The sequence below is a fragment of the Ferrovibrio sp. GW821-FHT12F09 genome (assembly GCF_058806775.1).
This window is the reverse complement of sequence record NZ_JBXAPZ010000001.1, coordinates 973,878-991,332: the sequence shown is the minus strand read 5'-3', so window position 1 is coordinate 991,332 and position 17,455 is coordinate 973,878. Positions and strand designations below refer to the sequence as shown.

The following is a 17,455-nucleotide window of genomic DNA, read 5'->3' as shown; positions in this document are numbered from 1 at the left end:
CTGTCGCCGGTTCAGTGCGGCCGACCCAGCTCCTGCTCCACCGCATGGGTCGAGCCGCCGACCCGGTCGACCGCCTCGCGCAGCCGGTCGGGGGTGACGGTGAAATGCCGGCACCAGTAGCGCACCTCCAGATCGGCCTCGAGATTGACCCGGGCCGGATCGGGCGGCGTGAAATCCTTGCGCAGGTCGGTCATGGGATGCCCCTCCTCTGCCGTGGCGATGCGGGATTCAACAGCAGCCATACACGGCGGTTCCATCAAGCGAAGCCTGGCCATGGCGCGGCGCCACACGAATCCCGCGCCCCTGCTGACCCGGCCCGCCAGACCTGTTATGACCGGCGCTACAGGATGGGACATCGCGGCATGACCACCGACGCCAATACGCCGCCAGAGACTGACGCCAAGCCGCTGGAACAGCTGCTGGAGACGCCGCATCTGGCCGATGTGCTGGAAAGCGACCGCTTCAGGCAGTTTCTCGACCATATCCCGTTTGCGATCGTCGTTTCGGAACTGCAGCCATCCGAGCAGGTCACCTATGCCAATATCGAATTCGAACGCCTGACCGGCCGGCCGGCGGCGCAGGTCAGCGGCAAGAGCTGGGACAGCGTTGTCGATATCGCCATTGCCGAAGACGGCACGCGCAAGCTGAGCGACGTGATTGCCGAGGAAGACGACTATATCGGCACCTTCCAGATCGCGCGCCCCGACGCGCCGGTTGCCGTCGATGCCTGGTCGAACGTCATCCTGGATGACGATGGCACGCCGATCTTCCGCCTGCTGGGCCTGGCCGAAATCGGCACCCGCGATAAAGCCGGCGCGGATGACCTGGAGCAGCGCATCCGCGAGAAAGACACGCTGCTGCGCGAATTGCAGCATCGCGTCAAAAACAATCTGCAGATGATCACCGCGCTAATCCGCATGGAAACCCGCAACCTGCCAGAGGGCGCGACCGGCGAACGGTTCGACCGGCTGGCCGGCCGGGTCGATTCCCTGGCTCTGCTCTACCGCTCGATGTCGGATGAGTCGTTTGGCGAGACGGTCGATCTCGGCGTCTATCTCAGCCAGATCGCCGCCGCCGTGATGCGCGCCCATGCGGTGGAAGGCATCCGGCTCGATCTCAAGGTCGACACCTGGCCGGTCTCGATCAATGTGGCGATGCCGGCCGGGCTGGTGGTCAACGAGCTGCTCACCAATGCGCTGAAACACGCCTTTGCCGGCCGCGATGGCGGCACGGTAACGCTGCACAGCCTGGTGGACGGCAAGGGCTGCCGCGTCGTGGTCGCCGATGACGGCATCGGCCTGAACAGCCCCACGGACTGGCCCAGGCAGGGCAAACTCAGCGCCCTGATCGTGCGCTCGCTGCGGCAGAATGTGGGGGCGCGCCTGGACGTCGTCTCCTCGCCCGGCAAAGGCATGCGCGTGACGATCTTTTTCGCCCGCGCCGATGCGGCGCCGGAAGCCGAAAGCCAGGCCTGAAGCGGCCGGCTTGCGCCGGCCGGCACTATTTCAGTCGACGTCAGGATTCCCGCTTTCGCGGGAATGACACTGCATGCTGGGCGCTTCAGCCCTTGGCCACGGCCTCGGCAATCGCCTTGCCGACATCCTGCGTATTCGCCTGGCCGCCCATATCGGGTGTGCGCGGCCCGGCTTCCAGCACATCCTCGATGGCCTTCATCACCGCATCGGCCGCGTCCTTGTGGCCGAGATGCTCGAGCATCATGGCGCCGCACCAGATCTGGCCGACCGGATTGGCGATGCCCTTGCCGGCGATATCCGGCGCCGAACCATGCACCGGCTCGAACAGCGAGGGGAATTTGCGCTCCGGATTGAGATTGGCCGAAGGAGCAATACCGATGGTGCCGGTGCAGGCCGGACCCAGATCGGAAAGAATGTCGCCGAACAGGTTGGAGCCGACCACGACATCGAACCAGTCCGGGTGCTGCACGAAATGCGCGGTGAGGATGTCGATATGGTACTGGTCGACCTTCAGGCCCGGATAGCCCTTCTTCATCTCGGCCACGCGCTCGTCCCAGTAGGGCATGGTGATCGAGATGCCGTTCGACTTGGTGGCCGAGGTGAGATGCTTCTTCGGCCGGCTCTGCGCCAGCTCGAAGGCGAATTTGAGAATGCGGTCGGTGCCGATGCGGCTGAGGATGGTTTCCTGCACCACAAATTCGCGCTCGGTGCCATGGAACATGCGGCCGCCGATCGAGGAATACTCGCCCTCGGTATTCTCGCGTACGACCCAGAAGTCGATATCGCCGACCTTGCGGTTGGCCAGCGGCGAGGGAATGCCCGGCATCAGGCGGACGGGGCGCAGGTTGACATACTGGTCGAATTCGCGGCGCCACTGGATCAGCGAGCCCCAGAGCGAAATGTGATCGGGGACTTTCTCGGGCCAGCCGACCGCACCGAAGAAGATGGCGTCATGGCCGCCGATCTTCTGCTTCCAGTCATCCGGCATCATCTTGCCGTGCTTGAGATAGTAATCGACGCTCCAGTCGAAATGGTCGAACTGGAAATCGATGCTGAAGCGGCGGGCGGCGGCATCCATCACCCGCAGGCCCTCGGGCACCACTTCCTTGCCGATACCGTCGCCGGGGATGGTGGCGATCCTGTGTTTCTTGGCCATTTTTATACGCGTCCTTTTTTTGCAGACTGGGGAGACTTAAACAGATTAGCGCCGGTCAGTCAGCATACTGGCCGGCGGCATTGATCAGCGGCGCCCATTTGGCGATTTCCGCCTCCAGATGCGCCTTCAGCGCCTGCGGCGTCGCGCGCGCATCCGAGGCCACCGTGGTGTTGATATCGGCGAAGCGCTTGACGATCTCGGCATCCTTCAGCAACGCACGGGACGCCGCGGCCAGCCGCTGCACGATGGCGTCGGGCGTACCCTTCGGCGCATAGAGCGCATGCCAGACATTGACCTCGAAGCCCTTGAGGCCAGCCTCGTCGGCGGTGGCGAGGTCAGGCAGGTCGGCCAGGCGCTCCTTGGTGGTGATGGCATAGGCCTTCACCTTCTTGGCCTTGATCTGGCCGGTGGTGTTGGTGGCCTGGTCGCAGGTCATGTCGAGCTGCTTGCCCAGGATATCCTGCATGATCGGCGCATTGCCGCGATAGCCGACGGTGTTGAGCTGCACATTCATGGCCGACATCATCAGCATGCCGCAGAGATGCGAGGCGGCGCCGATGCCGGCATTGCCATAGGAGACCTTGTCCTTCTCCTTCTGCAGATGCGCGATCAGCTCCGGCAGCGTGTTCGGCGGAAAGTCCTCGCGCGCGATGATGGTCATCGCCGAATCGGTGAGCAGCGCGATCGGCGCAAACGAGGTCTTGGTGTCGTAGGGCAGCTTGCGATACAGCGTGGCCGCCGTGGAGATGCCGACATGATGCACCAGCAGGGTATGGCCATCGGGCTCGGCGGTGGCGACGCGGTTGGCGCCGATGGTGCCGCCGGCGCCGGTGGCATTCTCGACCAGCACGGTGTGGTTGTTGAGCTGGCGCGACAGGCCCAGCGCGGTGAGGCGCGCCACCGTGTCGGTCGGGCCGCCGGCGGCATAGGGCACGACGACGGTGATCGGCTTGGTCGGCCAGTTCTGCGCTGCAGCATGGCCGGCAATCAGAACGAGGGCTGCCGCAAGAGCGGCCCCAGGAGCAATTGAACGCATGGTTTCCTCCGGATTTTCTTTTGGTCTTATAGGGCATTGACCCTACAGCGACGGCACCCCGTAACGCCAATGCTGCTGCGGCCTTGGTTGATGCCGAGCGGGCATAAGGCGGCAGAATGACAGGGCGGCGCTGCCGTTACGACAGTCTTGCATTTCGCCGCCGCTGTGTTTCCCTGACATCAAACAGAAACGTCACGGGAGTGAAAACGTCGGGATGGACTACGCCCCGCATCTGGCCCAGTTCCGCCGCCTGCTCGCCATGGTCGACCAGCCCGACATGGCCTGCACCGACCGGCTGCCCGACCGACCCTTCCATATCGCGCCCGAGGTCTATGCCGGGGCGGACCGCTATGCCCGCGAGATCGCGACCGTGTTCCGCCGCGCGCCGCTGGTGCTGGGCCATGCCGCCATGCTGCCCAAGCCCGGCGATACGCTGGTACTCGACATCATCGGCCAGCCGCTGCTGCTGGCCCGCGGCCGCGACATGCAGATCCGCGGCTTCCTCAATGTCTGCCGCCATCGCGGCACGCGGCTTTGTAATAATACGGAGACTGGCATCGCCAAACGCAGCCAGTTCACCTGCCCCTACCATAACTGGACCTACGGTCTTGATGGAGCGCTCAAACACGTTCCTCTCGAAGAGGGCTTCCCCGGCTTGGACAAGGCGCAATATGGCCTGACGCCGATCCAGCTGGATGTGCGCGAGGGCGTGATTTTCGGCCTTGTCGATCCGGAGGCGCCGCCGCTGGCGATCGATCCCTTCCTGGCCGGCATGGAACAGGACCTGGCCGTGCATGGCTTTGGCAGCATGCAGGTGTTCGCCCGCGCGCTGACCCGGCGCAAGTGCAACTGGAAACTGGTGATGGACGCCTTCCTGGAGGCCTATCACGTGGTGCGGCTGCACAAGACCACGCTGGCCGGCTTCTTCCGCGACAATGCCGCGGTGCTGGACCATCTGGGGCCGCATCTGCGCACGCTGCTTCCTCGTACGGAGTTTTCGGAGGTGCCGACCTTGCCGGAAAGCGCCTGGGACGAGCGCCGGCACAGCACCTTTGCCTATATGCTCTGGCCCAACACGATCCTGGTGCTGAGCCCGGATTACACCAGCCTGCTCAGCCTGTATCCCACCGCCGTGGACGAGGTGCTGTTCAGCCATACCATGCTGGTGCCACATCACCCGCGCGACGACAAGGAACGCGAGCACTGGCAGCGCAGCTTCGACCTGATCGAGGGCGGCGTGTTCCAGGCCGAGGACCTCCATATCTCCGAGCAGGCGCAGATCGGCATGACGTCGGGCGCCAACAAGACCATGCTCTATGGCAAGCTGGAGATCGGCATCCGCGCCCTGCATGAGGAGCTGGACCGCTGGACCGGCCTGACCAGCGTCACGGATATTAGTGTGACGGACGCGACCTAGGCGGCGTTGCGCCGCTTTGGCGGCCTGCGTATGCTCCGCCGATGTCTGGCGTTTCCTATATCCTCACCGTCTACAACAAGGCCCCGTACCTGCCGGGCGTGATCGCCGGGCTGGCAGCGCAGCAGGGCGATTTCGCCCGCGAGTTCATTTTCGTCGATGACGGCTCGACCGACGGCTCGCCCGAGCTGATCGAAAGCCTGACCGCCGGCTGGGGCAATGTGCAGGTGCTGCGCCGCGCCAATGGCGGCCCGGGCGCCGCCACCAATGCCGCCGCCGCAGCGGCGAAGCATGACTTCCTGAAGATCGTCGATGGCGACGACATCCTGGTGCCGCAGGCCGGCGCCTGGCTGCTGCAGGCCCTGCAGGCGACGCCCAGCGCGGCGATGGCCTATGGCACCGGCGTGGAATACCAGGTCGGCGCACCGGTCGTCTGGCCGACCGCCGATGACGCCATGCCGCCCAGCCGGGTGGTAGAGGATCCGCTGTCGATGCTGATCCGCAATTCCTTCATCTGCCCCAGCTTCATGATGATGCCGCGCGCGCTTTATGGCCGCGCCGGCGGCTGCGCCGTCAACAGCATCACCCAGGACTATTCACTGCAGATCAAGGTGGCGGCGTTCGGCCGCTTCGTCGAACTGGCGGCGCCGGTGGCGCTGACACCGGCCGTCGCGCCGGGCCGGCTGTCGGCCCAGGTGCCGCGCGTGCTGCACGACGTCAATCTGACCCTGCTGGATATCCTGCGCGACAACCCGCAGCTCACCCCGGCGCAGCGCCGGCTGGCGGTGAAGCGCGCCACCGGCCGCGCGCTGCGCTATCGCCGCCGCCATGCCACCGATACGCCGCTGTGGCAGAGCTGGCTGCGCTATCTGCAGGCGCGGCTGCCGCTGCCGGTGAACGAGGCGGCGCTGATCGCCGGCGGCCTGAAGGATTTCGGCGTGCCGAGCCAGATCGACGGCTTCCGCCTCTACAAGGGCTATACTTAAGCCGTCTTGCCGGGCTGCCAGACGGCGCTTTCGCTGACCACGTAATCGATGCGGCCTTCCTTCAACGCGCGCAGGCATTCCGCCGGCGTGTTGATGATCGGCTCTTCATGCACGTTGAAGCTGGTGTTGATCAGCACCGGCACGCCCGACAGTTCGGCATAGGCGGTGAGGATGTCGTAATAGAGCGGGTTGTCCTGGCGGCGGATCACCTGCGGCCGGGCGGTGCCATCCACATGCACCACCGCGGGGATGCGGTCGATCCATTCCTCCTGCACCTGGCAGGTGATGGTCATGAAGCGCGCGGCATAGAGCGACTGCGGCGGCAGCTTGAAGATGCGGGTGGCATCCACGTCGCGCACCACCGGCGCAAACGGCATGAATTCCGAGCGGTCGAGGCGCTCGTTGAGCGTCTGGTTGATCTCGGCCTTCAGCGGCGCGCCCATGATGGTGCGGGCGCCGAGCGCGCGCGGACCATATTCCATGCCCTTGGTATAGATCGCCACCACCTTGCCGGCATTGAGCAAAGCCGCGGCGGCCTGCACCGGCTCGCTGCTGACCAGTTCCGCACCGGCGCCGCCGAGCACCGGATCGATATCGAAACTGTAGTCGCGGCCGAGATACACATCGTCGAGCCGGTAGCGCTTCGACAGCCAGGTCTCCAGCCCGTCGCGCTCCAGCAGATGCTGCAGCACGCCGCCGGCCGCCAGGCCCTGGTCGCTCATTGCCGGATAGATGAAGACCTCATCCACCGGCAGTTCCTCGGCCAGGCGCTGGTTCAGCTTCACATTGGCGAACACGCCGCCCGAGAGGCCGAGTTTGCGCATGTCGTGCTTTTTCAGCAGCCGGCGGATCGACTCGGTGATGAAATCCTCCAGCACCTTCTGCACCGAGGCCGCGACGATCTCGCGCGGATGGCCTTCGGCCCAGCCGAAAATCCAGCGCCGCATTTCCGGATAGGACGCGAAATCGCTGTCGATGCGGCCATCGTCATCGATGCGGAAATGCGAGGCGAGCGCCGAGGCCAGCGCCGGTTCGCCGAGTGCGGCCAGGCCGGTGAGCTTGCCTTCATGCTTGTTGATGCGGAAGCCGAGCGCCTGGGTGGCATAGCCATAGGCCAGACCGAGCGAATCGATCTTCAGCTTTTCGGTCAGGCCTTCATCGCCGCCATAGAGCGTGGCCAGACGGCCGTATTTGAGGATGCGGTGGCTGTACTGCACATTGTCGCCGCCGCCATCGGCGGTATAGAGCAGCGCGTCCTGCCAGTCGGTATGGAACAGCGTCGCCAGCGCATGCGATTCATGGTGGTTGTAGAAGGTCAGCGGAATATTGCTGTTGCAGCCGAGGTCGCGCAGGAAGGCGGCGCTGTTGAACATGGCGGCGCTGTCGGTGCGGCCGTAGCGCACGCATTCGCGCTCCATGCTCTTGTGCTTTTCCAGGCCGACGGCCTCGCGCACGCGGTTTTCCACCAGGCGCGGCAGCGGGAAATGCTGGAAATAGCGGCTGGGGAAGGGCCCGCGCGACAGCGCCACGGCACCGATATGCTCCATGCCGATGCCGGCAATCCCCAGGCATTCGGCAATCGCTTCGATGGGAATGCGGCCGCCGTCGATCTTGCGGCGGGTGAAGCGTTCCAGCGCCACCGAGGCGACCATGCGGTAATCGTCGAACAGCACGGCGCAGGCGTCGTGGTAGCCCGAATGGATGCCCAGGATATACATGCCTTTACCCGTTCCTTCTGCGCTACGCGCGCAGGCTCGCGCCGCAGGCCTTTTCGGCCGCAGCGACGATCTTCTTGCCCACGGCCTCGATCTCCGCATCGGTCAGCGTCTGCTGCTGCGGTTCGAGGCGCACACTGATGGCCAGCGATTTCCTGCCTTCGGGAATCCCCGGACCGGCAAAGACATCGAAGACCGCGACGCGGCTGATCAATGCCTTGTCGGCGCCGCGCACGGCTTTCAGCAACGTATCGGCCGGCATGGCGGCATCGACGATGAAGGCGAAGTCGCGTTCCACCGCCTGCAGTTCCGACAGCTTCAGGGCCGGCTTGGTACGGACGCCGGGCTTGGCGCGGCTGGCCGGGATGCGGTCGAGATAAACCTCGAAGCCGACGAGAGGCCCCTTCACATCCAGCGCATTCAGCGCGCGCGGATGCAGTTCGCCAAACGCCGCCAGCACGGTCTTGGGGCCGAGGCGCAAGGTGCCCGAACGGCCCGGATGGTACCAGTCGGGCGCGCCATCCATGACCATCAGCGGCGCGGTATCGACACCGGCAGCAGCGAGCGCAGCCAGCGCATCGGCCTTGGCGTCATAGGCATCGACATTGCGCGGACGCTCGCGCCAGTGGCGCGGGCCGGTCTGGCCGCGCCGGATACCGGCGGCGACCATGGCCTGGCCGTCCATGTCGGGGCTGGCATATTGCGGCCCGATCTCGAACAGCGGCACATCCATGGTGCCGCGATCCATGTTGCGTTTTGCCGCCGCGATCAGCCCCGGCAGGATCGAGGGCCGCATCGCCGCCATATCGGCGCTGATCGGGTTGATCAGCAGCAGACTGGCCTGCCCGCCGCCGAAGACTTCGGCTTCCGCGGTCTTGATGAAGGAATAGGTGACGGCTTCGACCAGGCCGCGCGCGGCCAGCGCGCGCTTGGCCATGCGCACGCGGCGCTGCGACGCGGTAAGCGCCGGCGCCGGCACGGCACGCAGCGGCGGCAGCGGTTCGGCCGGGATCGCGTCGAAGCCATGAAGCCGCGCGATTTCCTCGACCAGATCGGCCTCGCCATCAATATCGGGACGCCAGGACGGCACATCAACCGACAGCACATCGCCCTTTGCCGTGACGGTGAAGCCGAGCGATTCCAGGATCTGCGTCTGCACGGCGACCGGCAGGTCGAAACCGACCAGGCCAAGCAGGCGCGTGGGGCGCAGCGTCACGGTCTTCTTCCAATCGGGCTCGGCGCCCGCCACCACGATCTCGGAGGCTTCGCCGCCGCAGAGATCGAGGATCATCTGCGTGCCGACATCGACGCCACCCCGCACGAAGGCCGGATCGACGGTGCGCTCGAAGCGGTGGCGCGCATCGGAATGGATGCCGAGCTTGCGGCCGGTGGTGGCGGTGCGCAGCGGATCGAACCAGGCGCTCTCGATGAAGACTTCGGTGGTCTCGAACGAGCAGCCGGAATGTTCGCCACCCATCACGCCGCCGAGGCCTTCGGGGCCGGCATCGTCGGCAATGACAGTGATGGTGTCATCCAGCGCATATTCCTTGCCGTCCAGGGCCAGCAACTTCTCGCCGGTCTTCGCCAGACGCGCCGTGATGTTGCCGGTGACCTTTGCCGCATCGAAGACATGCAGCGGACGGCCGAGATCGTAGGTGAAGAAATTGGTGATATCGACCAAGGCAGAAATGGGACGGAGCCCGATGGCCTTCAGACGCTGCTGCAGCCAGGCGGGAGAAGGCCCGTTCTTCACGCCGCGGATATGACGGCCGGTGAAGACCGGGCAGGCCTTCTCGGCACCGGCCGGGAAATCGAGCGACACGCCAATCGGGCTTTTATAGGCACCCGGGATCGACGGCAGGACCAGCGGCTTCAGCCTGCCCAGGCCGGCCGCGGCGAGATCGCGGGCGATACCGCGGATGCCAAGGCAGTCGCCGCGATTGGGCGTCAGCTTGATCTCGATCACCGGATCATCGAGGCCGAAGACCTTGGCCATCGGCGCGCCGAGCGGTGTGTCGAGCGGCAGATCGATGATGCCGGTGTGTTCGTCGGTGAGGCCCATCTCGCGTTCGGAGCAGAGCATGCCGTTGGAGGCGACGCCGCGGATAGTGGCGGCCTTGAGCAGCAACTGCGTGCCCGGCACCGTAGAACCAACAGGCGCGAAAATGCCCTTCATGCCGGCGCGCGCATTGGGTGCGCCGCAGACGACCTGGAAGGTTTCGATGCCGGTATAGACTTCGCAGACCCGCAGCTTGTCGGCATTGGGATGCGGTTCGGCCTTCTTCACCTCGGCGACGATGAAAGGCGCGAAGACGGCGGCGCGATCCTCGATGCCCTCCACTTCCAGGCCGATGCTGGTCAGCTTGGCGGCGATCTGGTCGAGCGAAGCCGTGGTGTCGAGATGGGTTTTGAGCCAGGCGAGCGTGAACTTCATCGGGCGACTCCCTGGCCCAGCGTGGGCAGGTCGAGCGGCACGAAGCCGTAATGCTTGAGCCAGCGCAGATCGGCGTCGAAGAAGCCGCGCAGATCGGGAATGCCGTATTTCAGCATGGCGATGCGGTCGATGCCCATGCCGAAGGCGAAGCCCTGCCATTCATTGGGATCGAGGCCGCAATGCTGCAGCACCTTCGGATTGACCATGCCGGAGCCGAGGATTTCGAGCCAGTCGTCGCCCTCGCCCACGCGCAGCACGCCGCCCTCGCGCGAGCAGTTGATGTCGACTTCCGCCGACGGCTCGGTGAAGGGGAAATAGCTGGGGCGGAAGCGCATCTTCACCTTGTCGGTCTCGAAGAAGGCCTTGCAGAATTCGGTCAGCACGCCTTTCAGATGGCCCATATGGGTGGCGCGGTCGATCACCAGACCCTCCACCTGATGGAACATCGGCGTATGGGTCATGTCGTAGTCGCTGCGATAGGTGCGGCCCGGCACGATGATGCGATAGGGCGGCGGACCGCCCTGCATGGTGCGCACCTGCACCGGCGAGGTATGCGTGCGCAGCACCATCTGTTCGCCGTCCTGGCGCTGCGGCAGATAGAAGGTGTCCTGCATCTGACGCGCCGGATGCTCGGCCGGCATGTTCAGTGCCGTGAAATTGTGGAAGTCGTCCTCGATATCCGGACCTTCGGCAATGCTGAAGCCCATCGCGGCGAAGATCTCGGTGATCTCGTCGATCACCTGGCTGACCGGATGAATGCGGCCCTGCTGCTCGGACCCGTCGTTGAGCGGCAGCGTCATATCCAGCGTTTCCGCCTTCAGCCGCGCATCGATCGCCGCATCGCCCAGCGTGACCTTGCGCGTCTCGATGGCGGCGGTGAGCCGATCCTTCACTTCATTCAGCTGCGTGGCGCGCGCCTTGCGGTCGTCGGGCGCGAGCGCGCCGAGTTCCTTCATGGCGGCCGAGAGCCAGCCCTTCTTGCCGAGCACGGCAAGGCGGGCGTCTTCGAGCGCATCCAGGCTCTGCGCGGCGGTGACGGCGCTTTCGGTTTCAGCGGCCAGTCGGGCGATCTCGGTCATCGTTCCTCAGGATTCTTTAAGCAGCAAGAAGATCGAAGCAGGCAAAACAAAGGGGGCCGTGATGACGGCCCCCTTCGCAAACGGTTCGCTTTGAATAACTGGCGAGTGCGGGCCGATCAGGCCGCCGCGGCAGGCAGGGCCGCTTTGGCCTGCGCCACCAGGGCGTTGAAGGACTCGGGCTCGTGCACCGCGAGATCAGCAAGAACCTTGCGGTCGATCTCGATGCCGGCGAGCGCGAGGCCGTTGATAAATCGGCCGTAGGTCAGACCCTGTTCGCGGGCCGCAGCGTTGATGCGCTGGATCCAGAGCGAGCGGAAATTGCGCTTCTTGGCGCGACGGTCGCGGAACGCATACTGCAGTCCCTTTTCGACCTTCTCGATCGCGACGCGGAAGACGGTGGAATTGCGACCCCGATAGCCTTTGGCGGCCTTCAGGACCTTCTTGTGGCGGGCATGGGCGGTAACGCCGCGCTTAACTCGTGACATATCAGTCTCTCCTCAGCTCAGGCGTTTGGCAGGTAGTTCTTGATGATCTTGCGCGCATCGCCTTCGAACACCACGGCGGTGCCGCGATGATTCCGGATCTGCTTGTTGGTGCGCTTGATCATGCCGTGACGCTTGCCCGCATGGGCCCGCTTCACCTTGCCGGTCGCCGTGAGCTTGAAGCGCTTCTTGGCCGAGCTCTTGGTCTTCAACTTGGGCATTTCATAACCTCCGAAGGTATGGAGTGATCTTCAAGGCGAACTCGGCAGCCCTTCAGCCGGAACGCCCGATACGAGGGGCGGTTTGTAGCGACCCCGCCGGCGCTTGGCAAGCCGCTTTGCCCGGCTTTTGCGAGGGATTTCAGGGCCCCGGCCGCGCCGGCCCGACCCTGGCCCGGGCCGCCGGCCGCCGGGCTGGCGCCGCCCGGCCGGACTCCGCCCCGCCGCGGGCGGATGATCCCGTTTTGCCCCTGCCGACACCCCCGCCGAGTCGCCCTCCGGACCCTGCAGAATACCCGCCAAGGGCGAAATACAGACGCGGTTCGCGTGTAGACAAAAGAGCCTTGCGATAAACACAAAACCGTTATGATAGCCTTGAATAACAAAAGGGTTTTACCCATATGACCGATAGAGGGCAGGCCCGGAAAATCAGCAGTTTCCACCCGCTGAACGTGATTGTCGCACCATGAGGTTTCGCGCTTGCAAAACAGGGAACGGCCGCTAGTATCACGCGGGTTCGCGGTACCCCCGCCGGACGCCGCCGTACCAACCCTGGCTTCCGTGACAAGCCCTACGCCTCGCCGCCGCGCCAACCGCGCTGCCGGACGCGGTGGATTTGTCGCCCAAGACTGGATTGCCGTCGTTACGTCCCGGATGAACCCTCACCGCGTGACCAAAGATTGCAGATGATGTTGAACACCGTCCAATTCTCGCAGCTCGACCTCGTTGAACCCATCCAGCGTGCGCTGACGGCTGAAAAGCATGTCGCGCCGACGCCGATCCAGGCGAAAGCGATTCCGCATCTTCTGCAGGGCCGCGACCTGCTGGGCCAGGCCGAAGCCGGCGCCGGCAAGACCGTCGCCTTTACCCTGCCGATCCTGCAGCATCTCTCCATCGACCGTCATCCGGCCGGCCCGCGCAAGGCCCGCGCTCTGATCCTGACGACGTCGCGCGAGCGCGTGCAGCATATCCAGGAAAGCTTCCGCGCTTATGGCCGCTTCGTGCGCCTGAGCCAGGCCACCGTTTATGAAGGCCCCGGCAAGGCGGCCCAGGCCCAGGCGATGAGCCGCGGCATCGACATCCTGATCGGCACGCCCGGTCGCGTCGTCGAGTTGATCAATGCCGGCCAGCTTGAGCTGAACAAGCTCGAGATCATGGTGCTGGACGAGACCGACCGCATGCTGGAACTCGGCGTGACCAACGAGCTGCGCGCCATCTTCGAGGCCGCGCCGACCGAGCGCCAGACCATCGTCTTCGCCACCACGCTGCCGGCCGAGATCAAGCAGCTGGCCGATAACCTGCTGACCGATCCGGTCACGGTGCTGACCAATCCGCCGGCCCCGCGCCTGATCAACACCGCCCAGTCGGCCCGCATCCGCGACACCGAAGCCCGGCGCCGGGTGCGCGACCTGCTGCCCGAACGGATGGCCGGCCGGCGCTAAGCGCCGCAATCCATTACCAAAAATCTACCTGCCTGCAGCGCCCGCCTTACCAGCGGGCGCTTGCTTATGGGCAAACCATGCGCCAGATTTATCCACAGGCAGCCCCGCCACGGGCCGTCAGCTGTGCCCGGCGGCCAGAAACGGTTTATCAACCAGGCCGCTGTTACAGACGTATGACGTCAAGACCTTTGGATACGGCGTTGGTGACGAAGGACAATATCGAACAGCCCGAGGACATGTCCTGGCGCGACAAGCTGCGCGCCTGGTGGCATGGCGACGACTATGCCCTGCAGCATGTCGTGCAGGACTACACCACCCGGCCGGCCGAAGTGCCGGTCGAGGTGGACGAGACGCCGAAGGAAATTCCCAGCATCGAGAAATGGACGGCGCGCCGCCTGCAGGTGGCGCAGAAGCTGTTCGGCGAGGGCTTCAACACGCCCGGCGGCGAAGAGCTGATGAAGCCGCTGACCGCGCCGCTCGGCCTCAATCCCAATATGTCGATCACCGAACTGGGCTGCGGCATGGGCGGCATGACCCGGCTGATGGCGCGCGACAACCTGTGGATCGACGCCTACGAGCCTGACACGGACCTGGCTGACCAGGCGATCAACCTGGCGAAAAGCCAGGGCGTGAAACAGCGCACCAATATCAAAACCACGGCGCTCGACAGCCTGCAGTTCAAGCGCAAGAGCATCGACGTCTTCCTGTCGAAGGACGGGCTGATGAGCGTGCAGGACAAACGCCTGCTGCTGGCCAAGATCCGCGCCGCGATGAAGCCGAACGGCCAGCTGATGTTCACCGACTTCCTGCTCACCGGCTCGCCGGAAAGCCGCGTCTATGAAGTCTGGTGGGACCGCGAGCCGGTGAAGCCGCATCTGCTGACGCCGGAAGGCCTGCAGGCCGAGCTGGAAAGCCTGAACTTCATCATCTGTTACATGGAAGACGTCACCGAGGAGCTGAAGCGCGCGGTGATCGAATCCTTCGGCCGCTATGCCGAGGAAGTGAAGCTGCGCGGCAAGGCGGTCGACGAGAACGAGCGCGAATGGGCAATCACCGAGGGCGAGCATTGGGCAATCCGGCTCAGCGCCATGGATGCCAATGTGATCCGGCAGTACCGCATCTTCTGCCGCGTGGTCGACTAGGCCGGCTTTTTCAGTATCAGCCAGACGGCCACGGCCGCCGGCAATCCGAACACCACCAGATGCACCAGCAATTCGGCCTGTACCGAATAGCCGGCCTGCGTCACGCCGATATAACCATTGTAGAATGACACCGCCGCCCAGACCGGCAGGAAGACGCGCGGCCCGTTCAACACGGGCCGGCCGGCACGGCGGTTGACCAGGCGCGCGATCAACCAGAGCGCGGCCAGCACGGCAAAGCCGATCACCGTCATCTTCAACATATGCATGGCCACCCCCCTTTGATGCCGGACCAGTCTACAACGAAAAAGGGCCGCATCACTGCGGCCTTCGCTGTGGAAAGGAGGGTCCTGCGCCCTAGAACTTCACCGCTTCGCCTGGCTGCAGGCTGATCACCTTGGTCGAACTGCGGCCCAGGGCGGCGATGAATTCCTCCGGCGTGCCTTTTCCAAGTGGATTGGCACCGTAATGCATCGGGATGGCGTATTTCGGCTTGAGGTAGTCCCGGATCGCCAGCGCCGCGCCCTGCGGGTCCATGGTGAAGTTGCCGCCGATCGGGATCAGCACCAGATCCGGCTTGTAGCGCTCGGCGATCAGCTTCAGGTCGCCGAACACGTCGGTATCGCCCATGTGATAGATCTTGAAGCCGTTCTCCATCTCCAGCACATAGCCGACCGGCTCGCCGCCGTAATGGCTATGCGACTTGCCGGCCTCGTCGCGATGCACATAGACCGAGGAATGCTCGGCATGGGTCGCCGTCACCTTGATGCCGGGCACCGGCTGCACCGTGCCGCCCTTGTTGAAGCGCGGCAGCTTGTCGGGCGGCAGTACGCCGAGCGTGGTCAGCACCTGGTTCAGGTCGCCCGGCGCGTACATCGGGATGTTGTTCAGCTTCGCCAGTTCCGGCGCATCGGCAATATGGTCGCCATGACCATGGGTGACGAACAGCGCATCGACCTTGCCAAGCGATGCCGGATCCTTGAAACCGGCCGGCGTCTTGGGGTTGGCGCGCAGCCAGGGATCGACCACGATCACCTTGCCGCCCGGGCTGGTGATGCGGAAGGCGGCCTGGCCGAGCCAGAGCACATCCGTCTTGCCGTCCTGCGCCGCCGCATGGCCGGCGACCAGCAGCAGCATGATGGCGCCCAGAAAACCTCGCATGTTTTACTCCCTGACTGATGTGGTGGATTAGTCGATCTGTACGGCGGCGGCCTTGAGGATCGGCCGCCAGCGTGCGATTTCGCTGACAATCATCTGACCGAAGCGATCCGGCGTCAGCGGATCGGCTTCGGCGCCTTCCGATTCCAGGCGGGCGCGCATCTGCGGCGTTTCCATGGCCTGATTGATCACGGCATTCAGCCGGGCGACGATAGCGGCGGGCGTACCGGCCGGCGCCACGATGCCATACCACTGGTCGGCCTCGAATCCCGGATAGCCGCTTTCCGCCACCGTAGGCAGATCGGGATAAGCCGTCATGCGCCTGGCGCTGGAAACGGCCAGGGCGCGCAGGCGGCCGCCGCGCACATGTGCCACCAGCGCCGTTGCACCGGTGAAGCCAAGCTGGATTTCGCCTGACAGCAGATCGGTGACGAAGGGCGCCGTGCCCTTGTAGGGCACATGCACCATGTCGGTGCCGGTGACATGCTTCAGATATTCGGTGGTGATATGCGCTGCAGAGCCGTTGCCGCCGGAGCCATAGGCGAGACTGCCGGGTTTGGCCTTCGCGGCAGCCACCAGTTCGGCCAGACTGCTGACCGGGTTTTTCGCATTCACCACCAGGATATTCGGCACCCGCGCCACGAAAGCGACCGGCGTGAAGCTTTTCACCGGATCGTATTGCAGCTTTGGATAGAGCGAAGGATTGATCGCCAGCGTGCCGATATGGCCCATCAGCAGCGTGTAGCCATCGGCGGGCGCACGCGCCACGGCTTCGGCGCCCAGGCTGCCGCCGGCGCCGGCGCGATTATCGACGATCACGCTCTGGCCCAGAGCCGACTGCAGGCGCGTGCCGATTTCACGTGCCAGGATGTCCGTGGTGCCGCCCGGCGTGAAAGGTACGACCAGGGTGATCGGCCGCTGCGGATAATCCTGTGCCTGTGCCGACAGCACCAGCATGATCAGCGCCAGGACGGCGCCAGCGAAACGCAACGATAGCGGCATAAGCTCTTGGCATCCGGCGGGCCGATGCCGCGGCCGGATGATCTCCTCCCTGATTCCTCTGTTATACGCAGAGTGCTGGGGCCGGACGGCATGAGGCAAATGACATTAATTGCTCGACCGATGAATGGGGCGCATGGATGCAGCGCCGACATCGCACCGGAGGGATAACGAAAAAGGGCCGCATCGCTGCGGCCCTTCTGAATCGTCGGATGGCGCTGTGGCTTACGCCAGCTTGGCCTTCACATCGCTGATGGCGCGATCGACCTGCGTGGCCGCCGCCGCACCCTGCAGCGACTGCGTCAGCACCTGGGCAGCGGCGGCAATCGCCACCTCCACCGCGGTGTCGCGCACATCCTGCAGCGCATGCTTTTCGGCCTGGGCGATCTTGGCCTCGGCCTGCTTGCGACGACGCTCGAGGCTGGTCTTCAGATCGGCCTCGGCCTGGGCCGCGATGGCCTTCGCCTCGGCCTGGGCCGCGGCGACGATCTCTTCGGCTTCGCGCAGCGCGTTGGCCTGCTTGCGCTGATACTCGGCAAACAGGGCCTGCGCATCCTTGTGCAGCTTCTCGGCCTCGTCCAGTTCCCGCTTGATGCGGACAGCGCGCTCGTCGAGCTGCTGCAGCACCTTGCCGGGCACCTTCAGATAGATGACCAGAGCCAGGAACAGGATCAGGGCGACCATCACCCAGAATGACGTATCGTGCAGCATGGCTGTGTCTC

17 protein-coding genes are annotated in these 17,455 nt (G+C 64.8%); 5 read left to right on the top strand and 12 right to left on the bottom strand.

Going from position 1 to position 17,455, the window contains the following annotated elements; all coding sequences use genetic code 11:
• Positions 1 to 11 precede the first annotated feature (11 nt).
• Positions 12 to 242: a DUF3606 domain-containing protein gene (locus tag AC1ROB_RS05155; protein ID WP_492973381.1), complete on the bottom strand. Its 231-nt coding sequence runs from the start codon at positions 240 to 242 to the stop codon at positions 12 to 14.
• A gap of 120 nt (positions 243 to 362) precedes the next feature.
• Between AC1ROB_RS05155 and AC1ROB_RS05150 the strand changes: the two genes are divergently transcribed.
• The gene (locus AC1ROB_RS05150) at positions 363 to 1,475 is read left to right on the top strand and encodes a sensor histidine kinase (RefSeq protein WP_492973382.1); all 1,113 of its coding nucleotides are present in this window, start codon (positions 363 to 365) and stop codon (positions 1,473 to 1,475) included.
• A gap of 85 nt (positions 1,476 to 1,560) precedes the next feature.
• Here AC1ROB_RS05150 and AC1ROB_RS05145 read toward each other — a convergent pair whose 3' ends face one another.
• On the bottom strand, positions 1,561 to 2,631 hold the full coding sequence (locus tag AC1ROB_RS05145; protein WP_492973383.1) for a tartrate dehydrogenase: 1,071 nt from the start codon (positions 2,629 to 2,631) through the stop codon (positions 1,561 to 1,563).
• Positions 2,632 to 2,686: 55 nt separating this feature from the next.
• Positions 2,687 to 3,667: a tripartite tricarboxylate transporter substrate-binding protein gene (locus AC1ROB_RS05140; protein ID WP_492973384.1), complete on the bottom strand. Its 981-nt coding sequence runs from the start codon at positions 3,665 to 3,667 to the stop codon at positions 2,687 to 2,689.
• A 214-nt stretch (positions 3,668 to 3,881) separates the two neighbouring features.
• Here AC1ROB_RS05140 and AC1ROB_RS05135 point away from each other — a divergent pair, with 214 nt between their 5' ends.
• On the top strand, positions 3,882 to 5,084 hold the full coding sequence (locus AC1ROB_RS05135; protein WP_492973385.1) for an aromatic ring-hydroxylating oxygenase subunit alpha: 1,203 nt from the start codon (positions 3,882 to 3,884) through the stop codon (positions 5,082 to 5,084).
• Positions 5,085 to 5,125: 41 nt separating this feature from the next.
• A complete protein-coding gene (locus AC1ROB_RS05130) occupies positions 5,126 to 6,067 on the top strand; it encodes a glycosyltransferase family 2 protein (RefSeq protein ID WP_492973386.1) in 942 nt (313 codons plus the stop codon).
• On the opposite strand, the gene AC1ROB_RS05125 is transcribed toward AC1ROB_RS05130, so the two are convergent.
• From AC1ROB_RS05125 to rpmI, 5 genes are all read right to left on the bottom strand, one after another.
• Positions 6,064 to 7,785 carry a carbamoyltransferase C-terminal domain-containing protein gene (locus AC1ROB_RS05125; RefSeq protein WP_492973387.1) on the bottom strand — a complete coding sequence of 574 codons (1,722 nt, stop codon included), beginning with the start codon at positions 7,783 to 7,785 and terminating at the stop codon, positions 6,064 to 6,066. The genes AC1ROB_RS05130 and AC1ROB_RS05125 overlap by 4 nt on opposite strands.
• Positions 7,786 to 7,807: 22 nt before the next feature.
• Positions 7,808 to 10,216 carry a phenylalanine--tRNA ligase subunit beta gene (gene pheT / locus AC1ROB_RS05120; RefSeq protein ID WP_492973388.1) on the bottom strand — a complete coding sequence of 803 codons (2,409 nt, stop codon included), beginning with the start codon at positions 10,214 to 10,216 and terminating at the stop codon, positions 7,808 to 7,810.
• Positions 10,213 to 11,295, bottom strand: a complete 1,083-nt coding sequence (gene pheS / locus AC1ROB_RS05115; RefSeq protein WP_492973389.1) for a phenylalanine--tRNA ligase subunit alpha — start codon at positions 11,293 to 11,295, stop codon at positions 10,213 to 10,215. The genes pheT and pheS overlap by 4 nt, the downstream gene beginning before the upstream one ends.
• A 116-nt stretch (positions 11,296 to 11,411) precedes the next feature.
• Complete coding sequence (rplT, locus tag AC1ROB_RS05110; protein WP_492973390.1) at positions 11,412 to 11,780, bottom strand: 50S ribosomal protein L20; 369 nt, start codon at positions 11,778 to 11,780, stop codon at positions 11,412 to 11,414.
• 17 nt (positions 11,781 to 11,797) lie between these two features.
• On the bottom strand, positions 11,798 to 11,998 hold the full coding sequence (gene rpmI, locus AC1ROB_RS05105; protein WP_144068321.1) for a 50S ribosomal protein L35: 201 nt from the start codon (positions 11,996 to 11,998) through the stop codon (positions 11,798 to 11,800).
• Positions 11,999 to 12,681: 683 nt separating this feature from the next.
• Between rpmI and AC1ROB_RS05100 the strand changes: the two genes are divergently transcribed.
• Together AC1ROB_RS05100 and AC1ROB_RS05095 are read left to right on the top strand one after the other, a co-directional pair.
• A complete protein-coding gene (locus AC1ROB_RS05100) occupies positions 12,682 to 13,437 on the top strand; it encodes a DEAD/DEAH box helicase (RefSeq protein WP_492973391.1) in 756 nt (251 codons plus the stop codon).
• 203 nt (positions 13,438 to 13,640) lie between these two features.
• Entirely contained in the window at positions 13,641 to 14,579 is a 939-nt protein-coding gene (locus AC1ROB_RS05095; RefSeq protein ID WP_492973392.1) for a class I SAM-dependent methyltransferase, read from the top strand.
• On the opposite strand, the gene AC1ROB_RS05090 is transcribed toward AC1ROB_RS05095, so the two are convergent.
• The 4 genes from AC1ROB_RS05090 to AC1ROB_RS05075 all read right to left on the bottom strand — a co-directional run bounded on the left by AC1ROB_RS05090 (position 14,576) and on the right by AC1ROB_RS05075 (position 17,444).
• Complete coding sequence (locus tag AC1ROB_RS05090; RefSeq protein WP_492973393.1) at positions 14,576 to 14,845, bottom strand: hypothetical protein; 270 nt, start codon at positions 14,843 to 14,845, stop codon at positions 14,576 to 14,578. The two genes, AC1ROB_RS05095 and AC1ROB_RS05090, sit on opposite strands and share 4 nt — an antisense overlap.
• 88 nt (positions 14,846 to 14,933) lie before the next feature.
• A complete protein-coding gene (locus AC1ROB_RS05085; RefSeq protein ID WP_492973394.1) occupies positions 14,934 to 15,737 on the bottom strand; it encodes a metal-dependent hydrolase in 804 nt (267 codons plus the stop codon).
• A gap of 27 nt (positions 15,738 to 15,764) precedes the next feature.
• Complete coding sequence (locus AC1ROB_RS05080) at positions 15,765 to 16,736, bottom strand: Bug family tripartite tricarboxylate transporter substrate binding protein (protein WP_492973395.1); 972 nt, start codon at positions 16,734 to 16,736, stop codon at positions 15,765 to 15,767.
• A 222-nt stretch (positions 16,737 to 16,958) separates the two neighbouring features.
• Entirely contained in the window at positions 16,959 to 17,444 is a 486-nt protein-coding gene (locus tag AC1ROB_RS05075; RefSeq protein ID WP_492973396.1) for a F0F1 ATP synthase subunit B family protein, read from the bottom strand.
• Positions 17,445 to 17,455: the final 11 nt, after the last annotated feature.

Bases quoted from the DNA above. Each gene is read 5' to 3' on its own strand.
- AC1ROB_RS05090 (WP_492973393.1), bottom strand. From the start codon at position 14,845: ATGCATATGTTGAAGATGACGGTGATCGGCTTTGCCGTGCTGGCCGCG.
- rpmI (WP_144068321.1), bottom strand. From the start codon at position 11,998: ATGCCCAAGTTGAAGACCAAGAGCTCGGCCAAGAAGCGCTTCAAGCTC.
- AC1ROB_RS05150 (WP_492973382.1), top strand. From the start codon at position 363: ATGACCACCGACGCCAATACGCCGCCAGAGACTGACGCCAAGCCGCTG.
- AC1ROB_RS05100 (WP_492973391.1), top strand. From the start codon at position 12,682: ATGATGTTGAACACCGTCCAATTCTCGCAGCTCGACCTCGTTGAACCC.
- pheT (WP_492973388.1), bottom strand. From the start codon at position 10,216: ATGAAGTTCACGCTCGCCTGGCTCAAAACCCATCTCGACACCACGGCT.
- AC1ROB_RS05125 (WP_492973387.1), bottom strand. From the start codon at position 7,785: ATGTATATCCTGGGCATCCATTCGGGCTACCACGACGCCTGCGCCGTG.
- AC1ROB_RS05140 (WP_492973384.1), bottom strand. From the start codon at position 3,667: ATGCGTTCAATTGCTCCTGGGGCCGCTCTTGCGGCAGCCCTCGTTCTG.
- AC1ROB_RS05075 (WP_492973396.1), bottom strand. From the start codon at position 17,444: ATGCTGCACGATACGTCATTCTGGGTGATGGTCGCCCTGATCCTGTTC.
- pheS (WP_492973389.1), bottom strand. From the start codon at position 11,295: ATGACCGAGATCGCCCGACTGGCCGCTGAAACCGAAAGCGCCGTCACC.
- rplT (WP_492973390.1), bottom strand. From the start codon at position 11,780: ATGTCACGAGTTAAGCGCGGCGTTACCGCCCATGCCCGCCACAAGAAG.
- AC1ROB_RS05155 (WP_492973381.1), bottom strand. From the start codon at position 242: ATGGCTGCTGTTGAATCCCGCATCGCCACGGCAGAGGAGGGGCATCCC.
- AC1ROB_RS05145 (WP_492973383.1), bottom strand. From the start codon at position 2,631: ATGGCCAAGAAACACAGGATCGCCACCATCCCCGGCGACGGTATCGGC.
- AC1ROB_RS05135 (WP_492973385.1), top strand. From the start codon at position 3,882: ATGGACTACGCCCCGCATCTGGCCCAGTTCCGCCGCCTGCTCGCCATG.
- AC1ROB_RS05080 (WP_492973395.1), bottom strand. From the start codon at position 16,736: ATGCCGCTATCGTTGCGTTTCGCTGGCGCCGTCCTGGCGCTGATCATG.
- AC1ROB_RS05085 (WP_492973394.1), bottom strand. From the start codon at position 15,737: ATGCGAGGTTTTCTGGGCGCCATCATGCTGCTGCTGGTCGCCGGCCAT.
- AC1ROB_RS05130 (WP_492973386.1), top strand. From the start codon at position 5,126: ATGTCTGGCGTTTCCTATATCCTCACCGTCTACAACAAGGCCCCGTAC.